Source organism: Acidovorax sp. AC410 (assembly GCF_979253235.1).
In genome coordinates this window covers 2,840,776-2,864,564 of record NZ_CEEDCG010000001.1, presented here as the reverse complement: position 1 = coordinate 2,864,564, position 23,789 = coordinate 2,840,776, and the positions used below count along the sequence as shown (strand labels likewise).

General features: G+C 68.2%; 20 protein-coding genes. 2 read left to right on the top strand and 18 right to left on the bottom strand.

The window, feature by feature from the left end:
• Positions 1 to 24 precede the first annotated feature (24 nt).
• A complete protein-coding gene (locus tag AC0IZS_RS13335; protein ID WP_471636053.1) occupies positions 25 to 849 on the bottom strand; it encodes a hypothetical protein in 825 nt (274 codons plus the stop codon).
• 60 nt (positions 850 to 909) lie between these two features.
• Positions 910 to 1,272 (bottom strand): COG4315 family predicted lipoprotein, encoded by a 363-nt coding sequence (locus tag AC0IZS_RS13330; protein WP_471636052.1) that lies wholly within the window; start codon positions 1,270 to 1,272, stop codon positions 910 to 912.
• Positions 1,273 to 1,569: 297 nt separating this feature from the next.
• Between AC0IZS_RS13330 and AC0IZS_RS13325 the strand changes: the two genes are divergently transcribed.
• Complete coding sequence (locus AC0IZS_RS13325; protein WP_471636051.1) at positions 1,570 to 2,265, top strand: response regulator; 696 nt, start codon at positions 1,570 to 1,572, stop codon at positions 2,263 to 2,265.
• A gap of 12 nt (positions 2,266 to 2,277) precedes the next feature.
• Complete coding sequence (locus tag AC0IZS_RS13320; protein WP_471636050.1) at positions 2,278 to 4,131, top strand: sensor histidine kinase; 1,854 nt, start codon at positions 2,278 to 2,280, stop codon at positions 4,129 to 4,131.
• An 81-nt stretch (positions 4,132 to 4,212) separates the two neighbouring features.
• On the opposite strand, the gene ftsZ is transcribed toward AC0IZS_RS13320, so the two are convergent.
• From ftsZ to hslU, 16 genes are all read right to left on the bottom strand, one after another.
• On the bottom strand, positions 4,213 to 5,472 hold the full coding sequence (gene ftsZ / locus AC0IZS_RS13315) for a cell division protein FtsZ (protein ID WP_471636049.1): 1,260 nt from the start codon (positions 5,470 to 5,472) through the stop codon (positions 4,213 to 4,215).
• Positions 5,473 to 5,626: 154 nt separating this feature from the next.
• A complete protein-coding gene (ftsA, locus tag AC0IZS_RS13310) occupies positions 5,627 to 6,856 on the bottom strand; it encodes a cell division protein FtsA (protein WP_057200162.1) in 1,230 nt (409 codons plus the stop codon).
• 66 nt (positions 6,857 to 6,922) lie between these two features.
• Positions 6,923 to 7,723, bottom strand: coding sequence for a cell division protein FtsQ/DivIB (locus tag AC0IZS_RS13305; protein WP_471636048.1), 801 nt, complete (start codon positions 7,721 to 7,723; stop codon positions 6,923 to 6,925).
• Positions 7,723 to 8,712, bottom strand: a complete 990-nt coding sequence (locus tag AC0IZS_RS13300; RefSeq protein ID WP_471636047.1) for a D-alanine--D-alanine ligase — start codon at positions 8,710 to 8,712, stop codon at positions 7,723 to 7,725. Before AC0IZS_RS13300 ends, AC0IZS_RS13305 begins: the two co-directional genes overlap by 1 nt.
• Positions 8,709 to 10,151, bottom strand: coding sequence for a UDP-N-acetylmuramate--L-alanine ligase (murC, locus tag AC0IZS_RS13295; protein WP_471636046.1), 1,443 nt, complete (start codon positions 10,149 to 10,151; stop codon positions 8,709 to 8,711). The genes AC0IZS_RS13300 and murC overlap by 4 nt, the downstream gene beginning before the upstream one ends.
• Positions 10,148 to 11,218 carry an undecaprenyldiphospho-muramoylpentapeptide beta-N-acetylglucosaminyltransferase gene (murG, locus tag AC0IZS_RS13290; protein ID WP_471636045.1) on the bottom strand — a complete coding sequence of 357 codons (1,071 nt, stop codon included), beginning with the start codon at positions 11,216 to 11,218 and terminating at the stop codon, positions 10,148 to 10,150. The genes murC and murG overlap by 4 nt, the downstream gene beginning before the upstream one ends.
• A complete protein-coding gene (ftsW, locus tag AC0IZS_RS13285) occupies positions 11,215 to 12,495 on the bottom strand; it encodes a putative lipid II flippase FtsW (protein WP_471636044.1) in 1,281 nt (426 codons plus the stop codon). The genes murG and ftsW overlap by 4 nt, the downstream gene beginning before the upstream one ends.
• Entirely contained in the window at positions 12,495 to 14,522 is a 2,028-nt protein-coding gene (locus AC0IZS_RS13280; protein WP_471639518.1) for a Mur ligase family protein, read from the bottom strand. Before AC0IZS_RS13280 ends, ftsW begins: the two co-directional genes overlap by 1 nt.
• A gap of 65 nt (positions 14,523 to 14,587) precedes the next feature.
• Positions 14,588 to 15,766, bottom strand: coding sequence for a phospho-N-acetylmuramoyl-pentapeptide-transferase (gene mraY / locus AC0IZS_RS13275; RefSeq protein WP_471636043.1), 1,179 nt, complete (start codon positions 15,764 to 15,766; stop codon positions 14,588 to 14,590).
• Between the two features lie 48 nt (positions 15,767 to 15,814).
• On the bottom strand, positions 15,815 to 17,254 hold the full coding sequence (locus AC0IZS_RS13270) for a UDP-N-acetylmuramoyl-tripeptide--D-alanyl-D-alanine ligase (RefSeq protein ID WP_471636042.1): 1,440 nt from the start codon (positions 17,252 to 17,254) through the stop codon (positions 15,815 to 15,817).
• Positions 17,245 to 18,741 carry a UDP-N-acetylmuramoyl-L-alanyl-D-glutamate--2,6-diaminopimelate ligase gene (locus tag AC0IZS_RS13265; RefSeq protein ID WP_471636041.1) on the bottom strand — a complete coding sequence of 499 codons (1,497 nt, stop codon included), beginning with the start codon at positions 18,739 to 18,741 and terminating at the stop codon, positions 17,245 to 17,247. The genes AC0IZS_RS13270 and AC0IZS_RS13265 overlap by 10 nt, the downstream gene beginning before the upstream one ends.
• Positions 18,741 to 20,486 (bottom strand): peptidoglycan D,D-transpeptidase FtsI family protein, encoded by a 1,746-nt coding sequence (locus AC0IZS_RS13260; protein WP_471636040.1) that lies wholly within the window; start codon positions 20,484 to 20,486, stop codon positions 18,741 to 18,743. Before AC0IZS_RS13260 ends, AC0IZS_RS13265 begins: the two co-directional genes overlap by 1 nt.
• The gene (gene ftsL / locus AC0IZS_RS13255) at positions 20,483 to 20,809 is read right to left on the bottom strand and encodes a cell division protein FtsL (protein WP_471636039.1); all 327 of its coding nucleotides are present in this window, start codon (positions 20,807 to 20,809) and stop codon (positions 20,483 to 20,485) included. Before ftsL ends, AC0IZS_RS13260 begins: the two co-directional genes overlap by 4 nt.
• The gene (gene rsmH / locus AC0IZS_RS13250) at positions 20,806 to 21,735 is read right to left on the bottom strand and encodes a 16S rRNA (cytosine(1402)-N(4))-methyltransferase RsmH (protein ID WP_471636038.1); all 930 of its coding nucleotides are present in this window, start codon (positions 21,733 to 21,735) and stop codon (positions 20,806 to 20,808) included. Before rsmH ends, ftsL begins: the two co-directional genes overlap by 4 nt.
• Before the next feature lie 9 nt (positions 21,736 to 21,744).
• Positions 21,745 to 22,173 carry a division/cell wall cluster transcriptional repressor MraZ gene (gene mraZ, locus AC0IZS_RS13245; protein ID WP_007857381.1) on the bottom strand — a complete coding sequence of 143 codons (429 nt, stop codon included), beginning with the start codon at positions 22,171 to 22,173 and terminating at the stop codon, positions 21,745 to 21,747.
• Between the two features lie 252 nt (positions 22,174 to 22,425).
• On the bottom strand, positions 22,426 to 23,757 hold the full coding sequence (gene hslU / locus AC0IZS_RS13240; RefSeq protein WP_471636037.1) for an ATP-dependent protease ATPase subunit HslU: 1,332 nt from the start codon (positions 23,755 to 23,757) through the stop codon (positions 22,426 to 22,428).
• Positions 23,758 to 23,789: the final 32 nt, after the last annotated feature.

The following is a 23,789-nucleotide window of genomic DNA, read 5'->3' as shown; positions in this document are numbered from 1 at the left end:
CACAGCGCGGGCTGGTGCGGGATGTCAGCGGCCTACGGGACGGGTGTAGGACACGCGCACCCAGCGGTCCTCGTTGCCGGCGGCGTCGGTGTCCAGGTCCCAGTCGTTGCCGGGGCCGGCATGCTCGCCCTCGGGCTTGGTCGGGCCTTCGGTGGGGCCCTGGCAGCGGTCTTCACCGCGCTTGACCTCCAGGCGCCAGCCAATGCCGTTGACGTTCTGGCACATGGGCTTTTTCTTCTCGATCCTTTCGCAGCCCAGGCTGTCCTGGCTGCGGCCGGTGACGTCGGTGTAGCCATTGGGGCAGCTCACGCCGTTGGCTGGGTTCTTGCCCAAGGTGTAGTGCACGGGGTAGCTCGCGGGCCACAGGTGAACGATCTTCTCGGCCACGAATTTGTCGGCGCCGCCGGCGTTGACGACGCGCTGGTAGCGCCCTTCGTCAGGCCCGAGCAGCGCGGCCGGACCGACGGCCGTGAGGTAACCCATGATGTCGCCGGGCAGGCCCGACTGGCCCTTGAGCTTGGGCGGGCCGGCCACCGGGTTCATGGCCGACGGCACGCTGACCACGTCACCCGTCACGGCGGGCAGGCATTTGTCGGCGCCCGCCATCTGGATGGTCACGTAGTTGGGTTTGTTGGCAGGCGGGCAGATCGAGCCGCGCTCGAACACCAGGGTCACGCTGCACTTGAGCACGCCGCCGGCGCGGTTGACCTCGGTGTTGGCCGGGCATTCGGCGCGCTCCGGCACGTTGCCGGTGGCGCGCAGCAGGGAGGCCTTGTCGGCCCAGGCGGAGGTGGAAACGGCGGCACCGGCCAGGGTGAGGCAGGCGATGGCGATGGAAGAGAACTTCATGGGGGTGTCCTTCAGGAAATGGGGGAATGCAATCGGTGATGGGCCTTGGGGGCGATCAGGTCAGGGCTTGGGCACCACGTGCCATGCGCCGCCCATGCCGTCGCCCAGGCGGTCGCCGGCTTTGGCATCGCTGGCGTAGTAGTACAGGGGCTTGCCCTTGAAGCTCCACTGGCGCGCACCACCGGCCTCGATGACGCCGAAGTCGCCCTCTGCCTTGGCGCCGGCCTTGGCGGCAAAGGCCGGCCATGCGGCCAGGCAGCCGCCGCTGCAGTTGCTCTTGCCGGGAGCGTCCTTGTCGAAGGTGTAGACCGTGCGGCCGGCGGCATCGGTGAGCACGCCCTGCTGAAAGACGGGCTGCGCCTGCGCGGTCAGGGTGGCCAGGCCCAGGAGCAGTGCGGGTGCGAAGTACTTGAGCTGTTTCATGTTGGTTCCTGTATCTCGGTAGGTCCGGTTGAAGAGCGCCACATGGCGTCCTGCTTGTGGAACGGCGCGGTGCAGCGTTTGGATGCAGGGGGCAAAAAACTTTTTTTCGAGGTCTCGACCTGCACCCATGCCGAGGCCCTGTGGCTCCTGCAGCACCGGGAAAATCGTAGGTTCCGGGCGCTTTGCCCGCACCCCATGAACATGGGAGGGGCGCCGCCGAGAAGATGGGATGACGCAGCGCAGGCGGGCGCTAAGATGGCGCGACGCACCCCCGCCGACCTCCCTACCCTGCCACTCATGAGCACACCCCGCTGGCGCGTCGTACTGATAGAGGACGATGCAGAGATGCGCAGATTCTTCGAAGGCTGCGTTACCGCCCACCCCGACCTGGAGCTGGCCGCTTCCTTCGGCATGCTGGCGCCTGCGCGCCGCTGGCTGGACGAGCACCCTGCCGACGTGCTGCTGACCGATCTGGCGCTGCCCGATGGCCATGGCCTGGCGCTGCTGCAACACGTGGTGCGCACGCAGCCGGCGTGCGAGGTGCTGGTGGTGTCGGTCTTCGGCGACGAGGACACCGTGATCGCCTGCGTGGAAGCCGGTGCCGTGGGCTATATCCAGAAGGACTCCACGCCCGCGGACGTGGGCCGGATCATCGTCGGCGTGAAGCACGGCGAGTCGCCCATCTCTCCCATGATCGCGCGCAAGCTGCTGGCCCGCCTGCGCCAGCGTGGCGCGCGCGAGGAGCCTCAGCCCCAGACCGTGGACCAGACGCTTCCCAGCCTGGAACTCACGCCACGCGAGTCGGACGTGCTGGAGCTGATCGCGCGCGGCTACTCGTACGCCGAGATCGCGCGCCTGCAGGACATCTCCAAGCACACGGTGCAAAGCCACATCAAGAACCTGTACAGCAAGCTGGCCGTGCATTCGCGTGGCGAGGCGGTCTTCGAGGCCAGCCGCATGGGCCTGCTGGACCGCCACCGTCGCGCTCCCTGACAGTTCACAGTCATGCAGCGCACCCTGGGCCTGCCCGCGTCGTTCATCGGCCACCTGCTGTGCGGCCTGGTCCTTTGGAGCCTGCAGGTTCTGCCGGCGCTGGCGCAGGACGCCGCCCCGCCCCCGGGCGTGCAGGTGCTGCGCGACGCCGAGCTGACGGTGCGCCTGCGCCAGAGCACCGCCCAGACCACGACGGCCCACACACTTCCGCTGCATTGGGACGTGCTGCACCGGCGCAAAGCCGGCTGGGCCACCGCCACGCTGCGCTTCGACGCCGTGGAGGCTCAGCGGCTGCAGCCGCAAGCCCTGTTGATCCCCCGGCTGGGCAATGCCTACCGCATCTCGCTCAACGGCATGGAACTGGCCACCGGCGGAGAACTGCTGCGGCCCAATGATGGCTGGACCGGCCGGCGCCCGCTGTGGATCCGGCTGCCGGGCACGCTGCTGCAGGCGCACAACGTGCTGGAGATCCACATCCGTGCGGACTATCTGCGGCGCGCCGGCATCTCGTCCGTGCAGTTCGGGCCGGAGGCGGCGCTGCAGGGCACCTGGCACGCGCTGGAGTGGCAGCGCGTGACGCTGCCGCGCGCCGTCTCGCTGTTCAGCCTGGTGGTGGGCATCTTCTGCCTGCTGCTGTGGTGGCAGCAGCGCCAGGCGCTGTATGCGTTTGCGGCGCTGTGCGAGCTGGCATGGGCCTGCCGCGTCACCGCAGCCTGGCTGGAGGAGATCTTTCTGGCCTGGCCCGCCTGGTTCCAGGCCGTTCAGGGCCTGTTCTGGACCGGCTGCCTTGCCACCTACTGGCTCACGCGCACCGTCTGGGAGCCCCGGCCACGGGCAGAGCTGTATGTCGCGTCAGCGATCTTTGGGCTGTGCCCTTTTGCCGTAGCCGGCGGTGCCGACTGGGTGCTGGGCTGGACCGTCGTGCTGGTCGTGGCCTGGGCCGCACTGATCCTGCGGCTGGGCTGGGAGTGCAGGCACACCCGCGACAGCCCGCGGCTGTGGATGCTGGTGGCCCTCGGTGTCTGCTGGGCGGCCCTGGTGCGCGACATCGCGGCAGCACGCCTGGCGCCTGCACAGTACATGGACGGCGGCTGGACGCAATGGGCAGCCGCCTTCGCTGGCGTGGCCGTGCTGGCCATCGTGGGGCAACGCTTTCAGCAGGCGCGCAATGCGCTGATCGACCTCACGGCGTCGCTGGAGCAGCGCGTTCTGCAGCGCGAGGAGAAGCTGGCCGAACAGCACCAGGCGCTGCGCACGCTTGAGCGCATCAGCGCCAAGTCCGAAGAGCGCGCACGCATCCTGCGCGACATGCACGACGGTGCGGGCGCCCACCTGATCACGGCCATGCGCCAGCTCGAAGGCGGGGTGGCATCGCAGGCCGAGGTGATGCAGACGCTGCGCGAGTCGCTGGACCAGCTGCGCCTGTCGGTGGACGCGATGTCCTTGCCCAACGGCGACGTCAACGCACTGCTGGCCAGCCTGCGTTTCCGCCTGGAGCAGCGCATCCGCGATTCGGGTCTGGAGCTGCTGTGGAAAGTGGAGCTGCTGCCCCTGTGGCCCGACAGCAGCGAGGAGGCCATGCGCCACCTGCAGTACATCGTGTTCGAGGCCATCTCCAACGTGCTGCAACACGCCCACGCGCGGCAGCTGGCACTGACCGCCCGCGCCGACGGCCAGGCCATCACCATCCACCTGCGCGACAACGGCGTGGGCAGGCAGGGCGGCGCCTGCGGCAATGGCCTGCGCACCATGCACGAGCGAGCGGGGCTGATCGGCGCGTCGCTGGAGCTGCGCCGGGAAGGCGGCTCAGGCACCAGTGTGTGCGTGTCGTTGCCGCTGCAGGCGCCCACCCTCGCAGCAGACTGACGCCCCCAGGGCACCGCCCATGGAAAAAGGGGCCCAGAGGCCCCTTCCGGCAGGCACGGGCCGCAATGGCCCGCCGCACGGTCAGTCCGCCTGCTTGCGCAGGAAGGCCGGGATTTCCAGGTCGTCCATGCCGCCCGAAGACAGCGCGTCCACGCGGGCGGCTGCCTGCGTGCGGTTGGTGCGCCAGACGCTGGGCACCGACATGCTGCCGTAGTCGGCCTGCGAGCTGCCGCCGCCGCCATGGCCGGTCTGGCCCGGTGCCACGCCCATGGCATTGCCCATCGCACCCGCAACGCCTGCCACGGGGATCTGGTAGGCCATGTTGTCGGTGCCGGTGCGCAGGCCGCCCTGCACCACCGAAATCGGCTGGCGGCGGGCGTTCTGGCGCGACAGGCCGGTAGCGACCACCGTCACGCGGATCTCGTCGCCCAGGGTGTCGTCGTAGGCGGCGCCGAAGATCACGTGCGCATCCTTGGACGCGTAGGCGTTGATGGTGTTCATCGCCAGGCGCGATTCGGACAGCTTCAGGCTGCCCTTGCTGGCCGTGACCAGCACCAGCACGCCTTTGGCGCCCGACAGGTCGATGCCTTCGAGCAGCGGGCAGGCGATGGCCTGCTCGGCTGCGATGCGGGCGCGGTCGGGGCCGCTGGCCGTGGCCGTGCCCATCATGGCCTTGCCGGGCTCGCCCATCACGGTGCGTACGTCTTCGAAGTCGACGTTCACCTGGCCGTACTCGTTGATGATTTCGGCAATGCCGCCCACGGCGTTCTTGAGCACGTCGTTGGCGTGCGCGAAGGCTTCGTCCTGGGTGATGTCGTCGCCCAGCACCTCCAGCAGCTTCTCGTTGAGCACGACGATCAGCGAATCGACGTTGGCTTCGAGTTCGGCCAGGCCGTTGTCGGCATTGGTCATGCGGCGCCCGCCTTCCCAGTCGAAGGGCTTGGTGACCACGCCCACGGTGAGGATGCCCATTTCCTTGGCGATGCGCGCGATCACGGGCGCAGCGCCCGTGCCCGTGCCGCCGCCCATGCCGGCGGTGATGAACAGCATGTGCGCGCCGTCGATGGCCGCGCGGATATCCTCGGCTGCGGCCTCGGCTGCGTCACGGCCCTTGTCGGGCTTGCTGCCGGCGCCCAGGCCGCTGGCACCCAGCTGGATCACGCTGTGGGCAGAGCTGCGCGTCAGGGCCTGCGCATCGGTGTTGGCACAGACGAATTCCACGCCCTGCACGCTGCGGGCAATCATGTGCTCGACGGCATTGCTGCCGCCACCGCCCACGCCGATCACCTTGATCTGGGTGCCCTGGTTGAAAGTTTCGGCTTCGATCATTTCGATGGACATGTTGGAGCTCCTGGTTCTGTCTTCGTACGCAATTGCAAAATGGGGTTCGGTGTTGTCTGGCGGCGCGGGCGGCATGGCGGTCCTGTGCATCGCCATCGCCCGCGGGGCATTCGAGGGCCTGCGCGGGCAAAACTGTGGTGGTGGAAGTTCCTCATCAGAAGTTCCCCACGATGAAGTCCTTGAAGCGGCCGAATGCCGTCTTCATGGAGCCGCTCTTTTGCGCCACCTTGAAGCCGCGCAGGCGCGCCAGGCGCGCCTCTTCGAGCAGGCCCATGACGGTGGAAGCACGGGGCTGGGCCACCATGTCCGACAACGCGCTCGAATACTTGGGGATGCCGCGGCGCACGGGCTTGAGGAAGATGTCCTCGCCCAACTCAATCATGCCGGGCATGACGGCGCTGCCGCCGGTGAGCACGATGCCCGAGGACAGCACCTCTTCATAGCCCGACTCGCGGATCACCTGTTGCACCAGCGAGAAAATCTCTTCCACGCGTGGTTCGATCACGCCGGCCAGCGCCTGCTTGCTCAGCATGCGCGGGCTGCGGTCACCCAGGCCCGGCACTTCCACCTGGCTTTCGGGGTCGGCCAGCAGCTGCTTGGCATAGCCGCTCTCGACCTTGATGTCCTCGGCGTCCTTCGTTGGCGTGCGCAGCGCCATGGCGATGTCGCTGGTGATCAGGTCGCCCGCGATCGGGATCACGGCCGTGTGGCGGATGGCACCGCCGGTGAAGATGGCCACATCGGTCGTGCCCGCGCCGATGTCCACCACCACCACGCCGAGCTCGCGCTCGTCGTCGGTCAGCACGGCCTGGCTCGATGCGAGTGGGTTGAGCAGCAACTGCTCCACTTCCAGCCCGCAGCGGCGCACGCACTTGATGATGTTCTCGGCCGCGCTCTGCGCGCCGGTCACGATGTGGATCTTGGCCTCCAGGCGGATGCCGCTCATGCCTATGGGCTCCTTGACATCCTGCCCGTCGATCACGAACTCCTGCGGCTCCACCAGCAGCAAGCGCTGGTCGGACGAGATGTTGATGGCCTTGGCCGTCTCCACCACGCGCGCCACATCGGCCGAGGTGACCTCCTTGTCCTTGACGGCCACCATGCCGCTGGAATTGAGGCCGCGGATGTGGCTGCCGGTGATGCCGGTGTACACACGCTGGATCTTGCAGTCGGCCATCAGCTCGGCTTCTTTCAACGCCTGCTGAATGCTCTGCACCGTGGCGTCGATATTGACCACCACGCCGCGCTTCAAGCCATTGCTCGGGGCCACGCCCAGGCCTGCGAGCTTGAGCTCGCCATTGGGCAGGACCTCGGCAACCACGGCCATGATCTTCGCCGTGCCGATATCCAGGCCGACCACCACGTCTTTGTATTCTCTTGCCATATTCAGTCACTGCCCTTCGTTGTTCTGCCCTGCCCGCTGCGCCGTCTGTACCTTGCATGCATGCTGCTACCTCCGTGTGGCGGCACCCGCGGCCGCCTCCGGGCTCGTGGTGGTCACCCCCTTGAGCCGCAATGCATAGCCCCCCGCGTGCCGCAGGTCCGCCGACTCGAGCGCATCCACCCGGCGCTTGTACTGGGCCGCCACCTGGGTCAGCGTGCGCGCAAAGCGCTTGGCGCGCGCCACCACTTCCGCCGGCGTGCCGCCCCCGAGTTCCACCACCGCCCCGGTGTCCAGCGTGGCGCGCCAGCCACCGCGGCCGGTCAGCGCCAGTTCCTCCACATCCATGCCCAGCGGCTCGAACACTGGCTGCATCAGACCGTACATCTGCAGCACCTCGCTGGAGGTGCCGCTCGGCCCCTGCAGGCGCGGCAGGCCGTCCTGCTCCACGTCGCCGACGTTGGCCTCGAACACCTCGCCCTGGGGGTTGACCATGGCCGATCCCGACTCGGGGCCCCAGTACGCCACGGCTTCGTGCTCTTCGAGCACCACGTGCAGGCTGCCCGGGAACTCGCGCCGCACCGAGGCCTTGCGCACCCAGGGCACCTGCTCGAAGGCCTCGCGCGCCTTGCGCAGGTCCACCGTGAAGAAGTTGCCCACCAGGTGCGGCGCCACATTGGCACGCAAGGTGACGGCGTTGTTGTGTACCAGCTCGCCCTGCACGACGATGCGCGCGATGGCAAAGCCCGGGTAGCGCAGCACCCACCAGGCACCCGCCGCCAGCACGAGCATGGCGCAGCCCACGAACAGGACCGATGCGGTCATGTTCATGAGCTTGACGTCCAGCGGTGCGGGCAGCGCGTTGTTCATCAGGTCCCCAGGGTGCTGCCGGCGGGCGTGTCCATGGTGGCGCTGGCCAGCACCCCCACGCACAGATCTTCGTAGCTGATGCCCGAGGCACGTGCCGACATGGGCACGAGCGAGTGGCCCGTCATGCCAGGCGAGGTGTTGATCTCCAGCAGAAAGGGCTGGCGGTCGCTGGCACGGATCATGATGTCCGCACGCGCCCAGCCACGGCAGCCCAGCGAGCGGAAGGCCGCCACCACCAGGCGCTGGATCTCGCGCGCCTCGGCTTCGGGCAGGCCGCTCGGGCAGTGGTACTGCGTGACGTCGGTGAAATACTTGTTCTGGTAGTCGTAGTTGCCCTCGGGCGCGACGATGCGGATCACCGGCAGCGCATAGGCGCCGGCGCCCTCCCCCAGGATGGGGCAGGTGGTTTCCTCACCCGCGATGAACTGCTCGCACAGCACCTCGGGGTCGTAGCGCGAGGCCAGGGCATACGCCTCGCCACACTGCTCAGCCGAGGTGACTTTGGTCAGGCCGATGGTGGAGCCCTCGCGCGAGGGCTTGACGATCATCGGCGCTCCCAGGGCCGCCAGCGCGCCCTTGGTCTCCGCCACACTGCCCACCAGGCGCCAGTCCGGCGTGGGCAGACCTTCGGCGCGCCAGATGCGCTTGGTCATGATCTTGTCCACCGCGATGCTCGAGGCCATCACGCCCGGGCCGGTGTAAGGGATGCGCAGCAGCTCCAGCGCGCCCTGCACCGTGCCGTCCTCGCCATGGCGGCCATGCAGTGCGATGAAGCAGCGCGCGTAGCCGTCGCGGCGCAACTCGCCCAGGTCGTTCTGCGAGGGATCGAAGGCATGCGCATCCACGCCGCGCGAGCGCAGCGCCTGCAGCACGCCGGTGCCGGACATCAGCGACACCTCGCGCTCAGCGGACGCGCCGCCCATCAGCACGGCGACCTTGCCCAGTGCCTTCACATCCACGTTGGAACCCAGTTTCGTCGTCATCGTCATGTCGCGCTCCCCGCCAGCGCCTTGCTATCGGATTGGTTGTTGTTCTGCAGCATGTCCACCACCTTGGCCGGCACGGCACCAATGGAGCCTGCGCCCATGCACATCACCACATCGCCGTCGCGCGCGTTGTCGGCAATGGCCTGGGGCAGCTCGGCCACGTCGTCCACGAAGACCGGCTCCACGCGCCCGGCGACGCGCAGTGCGCGTGCCAGTGAACGGCCATCGGCCGCCACCACGGGCGCCTCGCCCGCGGCATAGACCTCCGTGAGCAGCACCGCATCGGCGTTGCCGATGACTTTCACGAAGTCCTCGAAGCAGTCGCGCGTGCGGCTGTAGCGGTGTGGCTGGAAGGCCAGCACCAGACGCCGCCCCGGGAAGGCACCGCGCGCTGCGGCCAGCGTGGCCGCCATCTCCACCGGGTGGTGGCCGTAGTCGTCGATCACGGTGAAGCGGCCGCCATCCTTCGCGGGCAGGTCGCCATAGCTCTGGAAGCGCCGGCCCACGCCCTTGAAACCGGCCAGCGCACGCTGCACCGCTTCATCGGGAATGTTCAGCTCCACCGCCACGGCAATCGCCGACAGCGCATTGAGCACGTTGTGCTCGCCCGCAAGGTTGAGCACGATCTCCAGGTCGGGCAGGGTGACACCATTGCGCCGTTGCACGGTGAAGCGCATCTGGCCGGCCTCGGCGCGCACGTTCACGGCGCGCACCTGGGCATCTTCGGAAAAGCCGTAGCTGGTGATGGGGCAGGTCACGCTCTGCAGGATGTCGCGCACGGCCGGGCTGTCCACGCACAGGATGGCCGTGCCGTAGAACGGCATGCGGTGCAGAAAGTCGATGAAGGCGCCCTTGAGCCGGCCGAAGTCGTGCCCATAGGTCTCCATGTGGTCGGCATCGATGTTCGTCACCACCGCCATCACGGGCAGCAGGTTCAGGAACGAGGCGTCGGATTCGTCGGCCTCGACCACGATGTAGTCGCCGCTGCCCAGCTTGGCGTTGGCACCGGCACTGTTCAGGCGCCCGCCGATCACGAAGGTGGGGTCCAGGCCCGCCTCGGCCAAAACGCTGGTCACCAGGCTGGTGGTGGTGGTCTTGCCGTGCGTACCGGCAATGGCGATGCCCTGCTTGAGGCGCATCAGCTCGGCCAGCATCAGCGCCCGTGGTACCACGGGAATGCGCTTGTCGCGCGCCGCCAGCACCTCGGGGTTGTCGGCCGTGACCGCCGTGGAGGTGACCACGGCGTCGGCACCGTCAATGTGTGCGGCCGCGTGGCCCAGGCAGGTCTTGATGCCCAGGCCCTGCAGGCGGCGCAAGGTGGCGCTGTCGGCCAGGTCCGAGCCGGAGATGCGGTAGCCCAGGTTGAACAGCACCTCGGCGATGCCGCTCATGCCGGCGCCCCCGAGCCCTACGAAATGGATATGGCGAATGGCGTGCTTCATGGTGTTGCAAGCTCCTCGCAGGCAGTCACCACCGCGTGGGTGGCATGGGTCTTTTGCATCTTCTTGGCTTGTGTGGCCCGGCGCAGCAGCTCCGGGCGCTCTGTGTTGCTCAGCACCGCCGCCAGACCCTGGGCCGTGAGCTCGCGCTGCGGCACCAGCCAGCCGCCCCCGGCATCCACGAGGAAGCGGGCGTTGGTGGTCTGGTGGTCGTCCACCGCCGAGGGAAAAGGCACGAACAGGGCGGCAGCGCCCACGGCGGCGATCTCGGTCACGGTGCTGGCGCCCGCGCGGCAGACGATGATGTCGGCCTGCGCAAACGCCGTGGCGGTGTCGTCGATGAAGGGGGTCAGTTCGGCTTCGACCCCGGCGGCGGCATAGTTGGCACGCAGCGCGTCGATCTGGGTGGCACCGCTCTGGTGCGTCACCACGGGCCGGTTCTCGGCCGGGATGAGGGCCAGCGCCTGGGGCACGACCTCGTTGAGCGCGCGCGCACCCAGGCTGCCGCCGACGACCAAAAGGCGCAGCGGGCCGCTGCGGCCGGCAAAGCGCTCGGCCGGATCGCTCTGGCGCGTGAACGGGGCACGCAGCGGGTTGCCCACCCACTGGCCCTTCTTGAAGACAGTCGGGAAGGCGGTGAACACCCGGTCGGCCACGCCGGCCAGCACCCGGTTGGCCATGCCGGCCACCGAATTCTGCTCGTGCAGCACCAACGGCTTGCCCCACAGCACGCCCATCATGCCGCCCGGGAAGGTGATGTAGCCACCCAGGCCCACCACCACGTCGGGCTGGACGCGGCGCACCACCTGCAGCGCCTGCCAGAAGGCGCGCAGCAGACGCAGTGGCAGCAGGGCCAGCGTCACGATGCCCTTGCCGCGCACGCCCGAAAAGTCGATGGTCTCCAGCGCAAAGCCCTGCGCGGGCACGATGCGCGACTCCATGCTGCCGGGCGCACCGAGCCAGTGCACGCGCCAGCCGCGCGCACGCAGCTCCTCGGCCACGGCCAGGCCGGGAAAGATATGGCCGCCTGTGCCACCGGCCATGATGAGGGCGGTCTTGGGCGCCGTCATACGCGGCCTCCGCGCATCATGTGTTTGTTTTCGTAATCGACGCGGAGCACTACCGCAATCGCCACCAGGTTCATCAGAATGGCCGAGCCGCCAAAACTCATCAGCGGCAGGGTGAGCCCCTTGGTGGGCAGCGCCCCCAGGTTCACGCCCATGTTGATGAAGGCCTGGAAGCCCAGCCAGATCGCCACGCCCTGGGCGACCAGACCCGCGAACACGCGGTCCAGCGCGATCGCCTGGCGGCCGATGTGCATGATGCGGCGCGTCATCCACAGGAACAGCACGATCAGCACCAGCACGCCGACGAGCCCGAACTCCTCGCCGATCACGGCCAGCAGGAAGTCGGTGTGCGCCTCGGGCAGCCAGTGCAGCTTCTCGACGCTGCCGCCCAGGCCCACGCCGAAGATCTCGCCGCGCCCGATGGCGATCAGCGAGTGCGACAGCTGGTAGCCCTTGCCCAGCGCATGCTGCTCGCTGAAGGGGTCGAGGTAGGCGAACACCCGCTCGCGGCGCCAGGGCGAACTGGCGATCATCAAAGCGAAAGCCCCCACCAGCACGGCTGCGATCAGGAAGAACATGCGGGCGTTGACGCCGCCCAGGAACAGGATGCCCATGGCGATCACCGCCACGACCATGAAAGCGCCCATGTCGGGCTCGGCCAGCAGCAGCACGCCGACGATGGCCACGGCGGCGCCCATGGGCAGCACGGCGCGAAAGAAGCGCTCCTTGACCTCCATCTTGCGCACCATGTAGTCGGCGGCATAGATGAGCACCGCGAACTTGGCGACCTCGGAAGGCTGGAAGCCCACCGGCCCGATGGACAGCCAGCGCCGCGCCCCGTTGACCACCTTGCCCACGCCCGGGATCAGCACCGCCACCAGCAGCAGCAGCGCCGCCACGAAGAGCCAGGGCGCCGCGCGCTCCCAGAGCTTCATGGGCACCTGGAAGGCCAGCAGCGCAGCTACAAAGCCCACCACCAGGTACATCATGTGGCGGGTCAGGAAGTGAGTGGGCGCGTAGTTGGCGAAACGCGGGTTGTCCGGCATGGCAATCGATGCCGAATACACCATCACCAGCCCCCAGGCCAGCAGGGCGACCACCACCCACAGCAAGGCCTGGTCGAAACCGAGCACGCTCGCGGGCGTGGTGGTCGACTGGCGGTATTCGGTGCCGCCCACGCGCACGGGCAGCACCTCGCCGGCCTTGCCGGTGAGGCGGCCGAGCCAGCCAGCCAGGCGCTGGGGAAAGCTGGCGGGAGCGTTGGCGATGCTGGCAGCCATCACATGCCCTCCAGGGATTGGCCGGCGTCCTGCGCCATGGCCAGCACCGTGTCGCAGAACACGCGTGCGCGGTGTTCGTAGCCGGTGAACATGTCGAAGCTTGCGCAGGCGGGCGACATCAGCACCGCATCGCCGGAGCGCGCGCGCTGCGCGGCCTGGTGCACGGCCTCGGGCAGCGTGGCTGCGTCGAGCAGCGGCACGCCGCCTTCCTGCAGGGCCGCGCGAATCAGCGGCGCATCGCGCCCGATGAGCACCACCGCGCGTGCATAGCGCGCCACCGGCGTGGCCAGCGGCGCGAAGTCCTGCCCCTTGCCGTCGCCGCCCAGGATCAGCACGATGCGCCGATCGGCCCCCAGGCCGTTAAGCGCGGCCACGGTGGCACCCACATTGGTGCCCTTGCTGTCGTCGAAATACTCCACGCCGTCGATCAGGGCCACGGGCTCGACGCGGTGCGGCTCGCCCCGGTACTCGCGCAGGCCGAACAGCATGGCCGATAGCGTGCAACCTGCCGACGACGCCAGGGCCAGGGCGGCCAGCGCGTTGGAGGCATTGTGGCGCCCGCGGATGCGCAGCGCGTCGGCCGGCATCAGGCGCTGGATGTGCAGATCTTCCTCGTCCGCCGGGACGGTGGCAGCAGCTTCGCCATCCTGCGCCGCAGGGGCGGCACGGCGGCGCGTGCTGCGCTTGCGGGTCTCGTCCGCTTCGTGCGCGCGCACCAGCCAGGGCATGCTGCCCACGGTTTCAATGCCGAAGTCGCCCGGGCGCCGGGGCATGTCGATGCCGAAGGTCAGGTGCTCGCGCAACGGCACCTTGGCAGGCTGCTTGCTGCGCGAGGTGGGGGCGGGCTTGCCCGAAGCGGCTTGCGCCGCCTGTGCCGCAGCGACCGAGGCGGTGCCCAGCATCTCCATGACGGTGGGGTCTTCGCGATTGAGCACCATCAGGGCCGCGCCCCCGAAGATGCGCGCCTTGGCCGCTGCGTAAGCGCCGATGTCGCCATGCCAGTCCAGGTGGTCCTGGGTGATGTTGAGCACGGTGGCCGCCGTGGGCTCGAAGCCGATGGCACCTTCGAGCTGGAAGCTCGATAGTTCGAGCACCCAGACCTCGGGCAGGGTCTCGGCGTCGATGTGCCCGGCCAGCGTGTCGAGCAGCGTGGGGCCGATGTTGCCGGCCACGGCCACGGTCTTGCCGGCGCGCTCCACCAGTTGGCCGGTGAGCGAGGTGACGGTGGTCTTGCCATTGGTGCCGGTGATGGCCAGCACCGCCGGGGCATAGCCGTGCGAGGCGCGCAGGTACTGCAGCGCCGCGGCATACAGGCCCAGCTCACCGCCGGTGGCCAGACCGATGGCCTGCGCCGCCGCCCAGACGGGCGCCACGGTGGCCGGGCTCAGGCCGGGCGAACGGTAGACGGCATGCACACCGGCGCCGCCTTCGACCAGGCTGGCATCGAACGGACCGGCCACGAAACGCACGCCCGGCAGTTCCTGCTGCAGCACCGACAGTTGGGGCGGCGCGGCGCGCGTATCGGCCACGGTGACAGTGGCGCCGCAGCGCACGCACCAGCGTGCCATGGCCAGGCCCGAGGCACCCAGGCCCAGCACCAGGAAGTGTTTTCCCTCATAGGGCAGCATGCCCTCGCCGGGGCGGCCCTGGGGCTGCGCTGGCTCGGCCTCGCCCTCGGACTCGTCCACGGGTGCAGCCAGCAACGGCGAAGGCTCGGTCGCGTCGGGTGCATTCACCTCGGCAAAGATCTGTGCCACGAAATCGGCGGCCGCCTTGGCGGCAGAAATGGCCGGGGCCACATAGCCGTCGGCGGGCTGCACCGGGGTGGGCGCGGGCGTCGCGGCAGTCTGCGGCGCATCGACCGGTTCACCGCCTTGCAATGCGTCGGCGGGTACGTCGTCGGGTTGTGCCAGGGCCTCGGCACCGGGCAACGCCACATCTTCTTGCGACGGGGCCGCCCCTGGCGCGAGTTGAGGCACGCGCACGGTCTCGTCCCCGGCCGGCACATGCAGGCCATCACCTGCCATCGGGGGCAGGTGATCGCCAGGCTCGATGCCGTTGGCGTGGGGATCGTGGGGCGTGGTCGTCATGTTCAGCGCAGCTTGAGCGTGGACAGGCCGATCAGGCACAGCAGCATGGTGATGATCCAGAAGCGCACGACCACCTGGGTCTCCTTCCAGCCGCTCTTCTCGAAGTGGTGGTGCAGCGGTGCCATCTTGAGCAGGCGGCGGCCTTCGCCATAGCGCTTCTTGGTGTACTTGAACCAGGTCACCTGAAGCATCACCGACAGGGCCTCGACCACGAAGATGCCGCCCATGATGGCCAACACGATCTCCTGGCGCACGATGACGGCGATGGTGCCCAGGGCCGCACCCAGCGCCAGCGCGCCCACGTCGCCCATGAACACCTGTGCCGGATGGGCGTTGAACCACAGGAAGGCCAGCCCGGCGCCGGCCATGGCGGCGCAGAAGATCAGCAGTTCGCCAGCCCCCGGGATGTTCGGGAAGAACAGGTACTTGGAATAGACCGAGCTGCCGGTGACGTAGGCGAACACCCCGAGGGCCGAGCCCACCATCACCACCGGCATGATGGCCAGGCCATCCAGGCCGTCGGTCAGGTTCACGGCATTGCTCGAACCCACGATGACCAGGTAAGTGAGGATCACGAAGCCGAGCACGCCGAGCGGGTAGCTCACCTCCTTGAAGAACGGCAGCTGCAGCCCGGCCTTGGGCGGCAGGTCCAGCGAGAAGCCCGACTGCACCCAGGTCAGAAACAGTTCGAACACCTTGGCATTGGAGCTCTCGGAGATGCTGAACACCAGGTAGACGGCCGCGATCAGGCCGATGACGGACTGCCAGAAATACTTTTCGCGCGAGCGCATGCCCTCGGGGTCTTTGTTGACCACCTTGCGCCAGTCATCGACCCAGCCAATGGCGCCGAAGCCCAGGGTGACGATGAGCACGATCCATACAAACCGGTTGGACAGGTCGAACCACAGTAGCGTGGAGATCGCGATCGACAGCAGGATCAGCACCCCACCCATGGTCGGCGTGCCGCTCTTGGACAGGTGCGACTGCATGGCGTAGCCGCGGATGGGCTGGCCGATCTTGAGCGAGGTGAGCACGCGGATCACCTTGGGGCCGGCCAACAGGCCGATGAGCAGCGCCGTGAGCGCCGCCATCACCGCACGGAAGGTGAGGTACTGGAACACGCGGAAGAAGCCGAGCTCGGGCGACAGCCCCTGCAGCCATTGCGACAGGATCAGCAGCATGCGGCACCTCCCTGCAAGAGGCAACGCGCCCGGCGTGCGCTTGTCGATTCAGTGCGTTGCGTCATGGCTTCCCTCGAACTTTCCTTGTTGTTCTTGTTGTGTTGCTTGCGCAGCGGTGGCAGCCGCAATGGCCTGTACCACCCTCTCCATCTTCATGAAGCGCGAACCCTTGACGAGCACGCTGCCCACCGTGGGCAAGGCGGCGCAGACCGCGGACTGCAGCTGCTCCATGCTCTCGAAATGCGTGGCCGCGCCATGGGCGCGCGCCGTGTGTGCCGACAGCGTTCCCAGCGCATACAGCGTGGCAATGCCCGCTTCCTTTGCCTGGGTGCCAGCCTCGGCGTGGAACTGCGGCCCCTGCTCGCCGACCTCGCCGATGTCGCCCACCACCAGCAGGTGCGGGCCGGGCAAGGCGGCCAGCACCTGGATGGCGGCCTGCAGCGAATCGGGGTTGGAGTTGTAGGTGTCGTCCACCACCGTGATCTCGCGCCTGGCGTGCTGCACGCTGAAGGCGCGCGAGCGGCCCTTGACCGGCACAAAGGCATCCAGCCCCCGGGCGATGGCGGCCAGCGGTGCACCGGCGGCCAGTGCGCAGGCCGCGGCCGCCAATGCGTTGGTCACGTTGTGGCGGCCGGCGATCTGCAGCCGGCAATCCAGGGCCCCGGCCGGTGTCTGCACCTGCAGCACCCAAGCGCCCTGGGTCCATTCGGCAGACGCGCAGGCCACATCGCCCCCGTCGCCGAACGCGAGGCATGGGCGTGCCCCGGCCAGTTCGCGCCACAGCGGCGTGAAGGCGTCGCCGGCCGGGAACACGGCCACGCCGTCGGCGGGCAACGCCGCGAACACCGAGCCGTTCTCGCGCGCCACGGCTTCGACCGTGTGCATGAACTCCATGTGCTCGCGCTGGGCGTTGTTCACCAGGGCCACCGTGGGCTGGGCCATGTCGGCCAGCACGGCGATCTCGCCGGGGTGGTTCATGCCCATCTCGATCACGGCGGCGCGGTGCGCGCCGTTCAGGCGCAGCAGCATCAGCGGCACGCCGATGTCGTTGTTGAAGTTGCCCTCTGTGGCCAAGGCGGCATCGCCCTGCCAGGCACGCAGGATGGAGGCGATCATCTGCGTCACCGTGGTCTTGCCGTTGCTGCCGGTCACGCCGATCAGCGGCAGATCGTGCTGCGCGCGCCAGCCGGTGGCCAGCGCACCGAGTGCAGCCAGGCTGTCGGGCACCTCGATGCCGGCCAGGCCGGCCGCTTCGAGGCCGCCGTGCGCGATGGCGGCGGCGGCACCGCCCGTGCGGGCCTGGTCCAGGAAGGCGTTGGCGTCGAAGCGCTCGCCCTTGAGCGCCACGAACAGGTCGCCGGACTGCAGGCTGCGGGTATCGGTGTGTACGCGCTGCAGCGCGGTGCCGCCATCACCCAGCAGGCGTGCGGACGCGATGCGCTGCGCGATGAGGCCATGGGCCTGGTGCAGGTTCATCATCATGCCCATGTGCGGGCTCCTCGGGCCTGCAGCGCGGCTTGCGCATGGGCCATGTCGGAGAACGGCAGGCGCACGCCAGCCGTCTCCTGGGTGTCTTCGTGTCCCTTGCCGGCGATCAGCACCACGTCCAGGGCATCGGCCTGGCCGATGGCGGCCGCGATGGCAGCGGCCCGGTCGGGCTCGGGCTGCACCGAGGGGCCGGCGATCGTGCCTTGCAGGATCTGGTGGATGATCACAGCGGGGTCTTCGCTGCGCGGGTTGTCGCTGGTGACCAGCACGCGGTCGGCCTGCTGCTGCGCCACGGCCCCCATCAGCGGGCGCTTGCCGGCGTCGCGGTCGCCGCCGCAGCCGAACACGCACCACAGCTGGCCGCCGCGTTCGTCGGCCAGGGGGCGTAGCGCGCGCAGCGCCTTGTCCAGCGCGTCGGGGGTGTGGGCATAGTCCACGGCCACCAGCGGCTGGCCAGCCGCCACCAGGCGCTGCATGCGCCCGGGCACGGGTTGCAGGCGGCTGCAGGCGTCCACGGCGTCGGCCAGGGGCACGCCCAGGCTGCGCAGCGTGGCCAGCACGCCCAGCAGGTTCAGGATGTTGTACTGGCCGATCACGCGGGTCTGCAGCGCGTGCCGCTCGGCGCCCTCCACCACGGTGAAGCGCAGGCCCTGTTCGCCCAGCGCCACCTCGCGGGCGACCAGGCGGGCCTCGGCGTCGAGCGCGATGCTCCACAGGTCCAGCGCCGTGCCCGCCAACTCGGCATGCAGCTGCGCGCCGGCCGGGTCGTCCACGTTGATGATGGCCGCTTCCAATCCGTTCCAGCCGAACAACTCGCGCTTGGCCAGCCAGTAGTCGGCCATGCTGCCGTGGTAGTCGAGGTGGTCCTGCGTGAAATTGGTGAACACGGCCACACGGATGCGCGTGCCGTCCAGGCGGCGCTCGGCGATGCCGATGGACGAAGCCTCGATGGCGCAAGCGCCCATTCCCTCGTCCACGAACTGTGCGAAGGCACGCTGCAACCTCACCGGGTCGGGCGTGGTCATGCCGGTGTAGGTGAGCGCGGGTGGCCGCCCCATCCCCAGGGTGCCGACGATGGCGCAGCCCTTGCCGTACTGCGGGCCCGCCAGCAGGTTGAGCGCATCGGCCAGCCACGATGCGGTACTGGTCTTGCCGTTGGTGCCTGTCACGGCGAGCACGTCCAGCCGCTGGGCGGGATGGCCGAACCACTCGGCCGCGATCGGGCCGGTGGCGGCCTTGAGGCCCGGCAGTGCGGCGATATGCTCACCCTCCAGCGCAAACACCTCCACGCCCGCCTGCTCCACCAGGCAGGCCGTGGCACCGCGCACCAGGGCATCGGCCACATGGGCGCGCCCGTCGGTGGCCGCACCGGGCCAGGCAATGAAGCCGTCGCCCGGGCCGATCAGACGGCTGTCGGTCTGCAGCGTGCCGGTGACGCGGCTGCGCAGCCACTGCACGGCGTCGCGGGAGGAGTTGATCACCTGCATCACAGGGACTCCTCCACCGGGTTGGCCACGATCTGGGGCTTGACGGCCATGTCGGGCTGCACGCCCATCATGCGCAGTGTCTGCTGCACCACCTCGCTGAACACCGGCGCGGCCACGGCGCCGCCATAGAAAACGCCGTTGCTGGGCTCGTCGATCATCACCGCGACGATGATGCGCGGCTTGTCGATGGGCGCCATGCCCGTGAACCAGGCGCGGTACTTGCCCGAGGCGTAGTTCTTGCCCACTTGCTTGCGCGCCGTGCCGGACTTGCCGCCCACGGAGTAGCCCAGGGTCTGGGCCTTCTGGCCGGTGCCACCCGGGCCGGCCGCCATCTGCAGCATCTTGCGCACCTGGTCGGCCGTGCGCTCGGAGAACACGGGCACGCCGATGGCGGCTTCGTCGGTCTTGAACATGGTGGCCGGGATCACGCGCCCGCCATTGGCGAACACGGTGTACGAGCGCGCCATCTGGAACAGACTGGCCGACAGGCCGTAGCCGTAGGACATGGTGGCCTGCTCCACCGGGCGCCAGGTCTTGTAGGGACGCAGCTTGCCGCTCACCACGCCGGGAAAGCCGATCTGTGGCTTCTGGCCGAAGCCCGCGGCCGAGAAAGTCTCCCACATCTCACGCGCCGGCATCTGCATGGCGAGCTTGGTGGTGCCCACGTTGCTCGACTTCTGGATCACGCCCTCGACCGTCAGCAGGCCGTAGTTGTGCGTGTCCGAGATCGTGGAGCCGGTAATGGTGATGCGCCCGGGATTGGTGTCCACCGGCGTCTCGGGGCGCACGCGCCCGCTCTCCAGGGCCAGGCCGATGGTGAACGGCTTCATGGTCGAGCCCGGCTCGAACACGTCGGTCAGCGCGCGGTTGCGCAGCTGCTCGCCGGTCAGGTTCTGGCGCTTGTCGGGCACGTAGCTCGGGTAGTTGGCCAGCGCCAGCAACTCGCCGGTGTGGGCATCGAGCACCACCACACTGCCGGCCTTGGCCTTGTGCGCCGTGACCTGGTCGCGCAGCTTCTGGTAGGCGAAGAACTGCACCTTGCTGTCGATGGACAGCTGCATGTCGCGCCCGTCCACGGGTGGTACGGTCTCGCCCACACCTTCGACCACGCGGCCCAGGCGGTCCTTGATCACGCGGCGCGAGCCGGCCCTGCCGGCCAGTTCCTTGTTGAAGGCCAGCTCCATCCCCTCCTGGCCATGGTCCTCGACGTTGGTGAAGCCCACCACGTGCGCGGCGGCCTCGCCTTCGGGGTACTGGCGCTTGTATTCCTTGCGCTGATAGATGCCCTTGATACCCAGCGCCGCGATCTGCTGGCCCACGTCCCAGTCGAGTTGGCGCTTGATCCAGACGAAGGTCTTGTCCTCGTCGGCCAGTTTGGCATTGAGTTCGGACAGCGGCATCTCCAGCAGCTTGGCCAGTTGCTTCATCTTGGCCCGGACCTCGGGCTGGTCCTGCTCCACATCCTCGGGGATGGCCCAGATGCTGGCGGCCGGCACGCTGGAGGCCAGGATCAGGCCGTTGCGGTCCAGGATCTTGCCGCGGTTGGCGGGCATCTCCAGGGTGCGCGCAAAGCGCACCTCGCCCTGGCGCTGGAAGAACGCGTTGCCGAACACCTGCACATAGGCCGCCCGCGCGCCCAGGCCGAGAAAGCCCAGCGCGATCATCGCCACGATGAACTTGCTGCGCCAGACCGGCGTCTTGCTGGCCAGTAGCGGGCTGGAGGTGTACAGAACGCTGCGGCTCATGGCTGCGTTCCTGCGGCAGGCGCTGCGGCCTGCGAAGACGACGCGGCGGCCGTGACACCGGCCGGATCGGACACGTACTGCGTGATGGCCGGCGTGGCCGTGCGCATCTGCAGCTGCGCGCGCGCGAGCTTTTCCACGCGCAGCGGCGTGGCCTGGGCGCGCTTTTCCACCTGCAGGCGCTGGTGTTCGGTCTCCAGGCGGCGCGCCTCGGCCGTGGCCCGGTCGAGCTCGGTGAACAGGCGGCGCGACTGGTACTGGGTGTGCACCAGGAACAGTGCACTCGCCAGTACCGCCAGCAGCAGCACCAGGTTCAACCGCGTCATGCAGGCACCTCCGTGCGCTCGGCCACGCGCATGATGGCGCTGCGCGAGCGGGGGTTGCCCGCCACCTCGGCGGCGCTGGGCTTGATGCGGTCCAGGGCCACCAGCCTCATGGCCTGGGGCGCGGCAAACGGCGCCCGGCGGTCGTAGACTTCCTTGGAGTGCTTGGCAATGAACTGCTTGACGATGCGGTCTTCCAGTGAATGGAAGCTGATGACCGCCAGGCGCCCGCCCGGCTGCAGCACCGAGAGGCTGGCCTCTAGCGCCTGTTGCAGCTCTTCAAGCTCGGCGTTGATGAAAATCCGAAGAGCCTGAAATGTGCGCGTTGCAGGGTTCTGGCCCGGCTCGCGGGTTTTGACCGTGCCAGCCACGAGACTGGCCAGTTCACCGGTGGTTGCAACAGGCCCCCGCTCTTCGCGCCGCGCAACAATCGCCTTTGCAATGGGGCCAGCAAACCGTTCTTCACCGTAGTCACGTATCACCTCCGCAATCTGTTGAACCTCGGCAGTTGCCAACCACTGGGCCACGCTTTCGCCGCGCGTGGTGTCCATGCGCATGTCCAGCGGACCATCGAAACGGAAACTGAAACCCCGCTCGGGGCTATCGATCTGGGGCGAGCTCACGCCCAGGTCCATCAGCACGCCCGCAGCGCTGCCGGCAGGCAGCTCTCCGAGGTGGCGAAATCCCTCATGCCGAATGGAAAAACGCGCATCGTTGATGCGCGTTGCTTCGGCGATGGCTTCAGGGTCCTTGTCAAATGCCACAAGACGCCCCTCTGGCCCCAGCCGCAACAGGATCCTGCGCGAGTGCCCCCCGCGACCGAAGGTGGCGTCCACAAAGGTGCCAGACGGCTCGGGGCCTGCGCCGCCGAGCAGCGCGTCCACCGCTTCTTCGAGCAGGACGGTCGTGTGTTGCAAAGCCTCGGTCACCGCGCGCCCTTAGAAAGAAAAGTCCTTGAAGACGTCCGGCATCTCACCCTGCATGGCCTTGGCCTCCTGCTCGTCATAGGTGGCCTTGTCCCAGAGTTCGAAGTGGTTGCCCATGCCCAGCAACATGGTCTCGCGCGAGATGCCGGCAGCCTCGCGCAGCTCGGGCGACACCAGCACGCGGCCCGTGCCATCCATCTCCACGTCCTGGGCATTGCCCAGGAAGATGCGCTTCCACCACTGGGCGGACATGGGCAACTCGGCGATGCGCTCGCGGAACTTCTCCCACTCCGGGCGGGGGAAGACCATGAGGCAGCCGTGGGGGTGCTTGGTGATCGTGAGCTGGCCGCCCGCCGTCGCCGCGAGGACGTCACGATGCCGGGTCGGCACGGACAGCCGACCCTTCGCATCGAGACTGAGCGACGAGGCACCTTGAAACACGGACAGATTTCCCACTCGGTTGGAATCCACTCGGGCCCTGGAATCGGGCTCTGAGGGCACTTTTCACCACTTAATTGCACTTTTTTGCACTGTAGCAGGAAAAGCACACCGAGCAAGGGGGTGCACAACAAACTTTTGCAATGAAATCAAGGACTTAGGCGCGACTCCAAAGTAGCCAGACAAGCAAAAGTCTTTGAGAAAGAACCACTTACAGCGGCCTATGCAAGTGATACCTCAAGGCAGGGCCCGTGGTCACAGGATGTAGCGCGAAAGATCCTCGTTCTGACTCAGGGTTTGCAGCCGCGCATCCACATAGGCAGCATCAATAACCACGGTCTGACCCGATAGCCGCGTTGCATCGAAGCTGACTTCGTCAAGCAGCCGCTCCATCACCGTGGACAGGCGCCGGGCGCCGATGTTCTCGGTGCGCTCGTTGACCTCGAACGCGATGTGCGCCAGGCGCGTGATGCCCTCGGGCGCAAACTCCAGGGTGACGCCCTCGGTGGCCAGCAGCGCCTGGTACTGCTTGACCAGGGAGGCATGGGTCTGCACAAGGATGGCTTCGAAGTCCTGCACCGACAGCGAACCCAGCTCCACCCGGATCGGAAAGCGCCCCTGCAGTTCGGGAATCAGGTCGCTGGGCTTGGCCAGGTGGAAGGCGCCCGAGGCGATGAACAGGATGTGGTCGGTCTTGACCATGCCGTACTTGGTGGACACCGTGGTGCCCTCCACCAGCGGCAGCAGGTCGCGCTGCACGCCCTGGCGCGAGACGTCGGCACCACTGCTTTCCTGGCGAGAGGCCACCTTGTCGATCTCGTCGATGAAGACGATGCCGTTCTGCTCGGCGTTGGCAATGGCGCGGGTCTTGATCTCTTCTTCGTTGACGAGCTTGGCGGCCTCTTCCTCGACCAGCAGCTTGAGCGCCTCCGCGATCTTGAGCTTGCGCGTGCGCCGCTTGTCCTGGCCCATCTGGCTGAACATGCCGCGCAACTGCTCGGTCATCTCCTCCATGCCCGAGGGGCCCATGATCTCCAGCGCCGGCCGGCTTTCGGCCACGTCGATCTCGATCTCCTTGTCGTCGAGCGATCCCTCGCGCAGCTTCTTGCGGAACACCTGGCGCGCCGTGCTGTCCGCGGCAGGAGGCGATTCACTGCCTGCGGCCGAACGGGCCACGGGGATCAGCACATCCAGGATACGCTCCTCGGCCGCATCTTCGGCGCGCGTGCGCACCTTGCGGGTCTCTGCATCGCGGGTCTGCTTGACGGCGATCTCGGCCAGGTCGCGGATGATGGAGTCCACATCCTTGCCCACGTAGCCCACCTCGGTGAACTTGGTGGCCTCGACCTTGATGAAAGGCGCGTCGGCCAGCCTCGCCAGGCGCCGGGCGATCTCGGTCTTGCCCACGCCCGTGGGGCCGATCATGAGGATGTTCTTGGGGGTGATCTCGTGGCGCAACACGCCCTCGACCTGCTGGCGGCGCCAGCGGTTGCGCAGCGCAATGGCCACGGCGCGCTTGGCGCTGGCCTGGCCGACGATGTGGTGGTCGAGTTCGGAGACGATTTCTTGGGGGGTCATGGACGACATGGGGATCCGCCTGGTAGCAAGGGGGGACCGGC

Bases quoted from the DNA above. Each gene is read 5' to 3' on its own strand.
- AC0IZS_RS13265 (WP_471636041.1), bottom strand. From the start codon at position 18,741: ATGCAGGTGATCAACTCCTCCCGCGACGCCGTGCAGTGGCTGCGCAGC.
- hslU (WP_471636037.1), bottom strand. From the start codon at position 23,757: ATGTCGTCCATGACCCCCCAAGAAATCGTCTCCGAACTCGACCACCAC.
- AC0IZS_RS13330 (WP_471636052.1), bottom strand. From the start codon at position 1,272: ATGAAACAGCTCAAGTACTTCGCACCCGCACTGCTCCTGGGCCTGGCC.
- murC (WP_471636046.1), bottom strand. From the start codon at position 10,151: ATGAAGCACGCCATTCGCCATATCCATTTCGTAGGGCTCGGGGGCGCC.
- AC0IZS_RS13335 (WP_471636053.1), bottom strand. From the start codon at position 849: ATGAAGTTCTCTTCCATCGCCATCGCCTGCCTCACCCTGGCCGGTGCC.
- AC0IZS_RS13305 (WP_471636048.1), bottom strand. From the start codon at position 7,723: ATGAACAACGCGCTGCCCGCACCGCTGGACGTCAAGCTCATGAACATG.
- AC0IZS_RS13280 (WP_471639518.1), bottom strand. From the start codon at position 14,522: ATGGCAGGTGATGGCCTGCATGTGCCGGCCGGGGACGAGACCGTGCGC.
- ftsZ (WP_471636049.1), bottom strand. From the start codon at position 5,472: ATGTCCATCGAAATGATCGAAGCCGAAACTTTCAACCAGGGCACCCAG.
- AC0IZS_RS13300 (WP_471636047.1), bottom strand. From the start codon at position 8,712: ATGACGATGACGACGAAACTGGGTTCCAACGTGGATGTGAAGGCACTG.
- AC0IZS_RS13320 (WP_471636050.1), top strand. From the start codon at position 2,278: ATGCAGCGCACCCTGGGCCTGCCCGCGTCGTTCATCGGCCACCTGCTG.
- ftsL (WP_471636039.1), bottom strand. From the start codon at position 20,809: ATGACGCGGTTGAACCTGGTGCTGCTGCTGGCGGTACTGGCGAGTGCA.
- mraY (WP_471636043.1), bottom strand. From the start codon at position 15,766: ATGCTGCTGATCCTGTCGCAATGGCTGCAGGGGCTGTCGCCCGAGCTC.
- AC0IZS_RS13270 (WP_471636042.1), bottom strand. From the start codon at position 17,254: ATGGGCATGATGATGAACCTGCACCAGGCCCATGGCCTCATCGCGCAG.
- AC0IZS_RS13325 (WP_471636051.1), top strand. From the start codon at position 1,570: ATGAGCACACCCCGCTGGCGCGTCGTACTGATAGAGGACGATGCAGAG.
- AC0IZS_RS13260 (WP_471636040.1), bottom strand. From the start codon at position 20,486: ATGAGCCGCAGCGTTCTGTACACCTCCAGCCCGCTACTGGCCAGCAAG.
- ftsW (WP_471636044.1), bottom strand. From the start codon at position 12,495: ATGGCTGCCAGCATCGCCAACGCTCCCGCCAGCTTTCCCCAGCGCCTG.
- murG (WP_471636045.1), bottom strand. From the start codon at position 11,218: ATGACGGCGCCCAAGACCGCCCTCATCATGGCCGGTGGCACAGGCGGC.
- ftsA (WP_057200162.1), bottom strand. From the start codon at position 6,856: ATGGCAAGAGAATACAAAGACGTGGTGGTCGGCCTGGATATCGGCACG.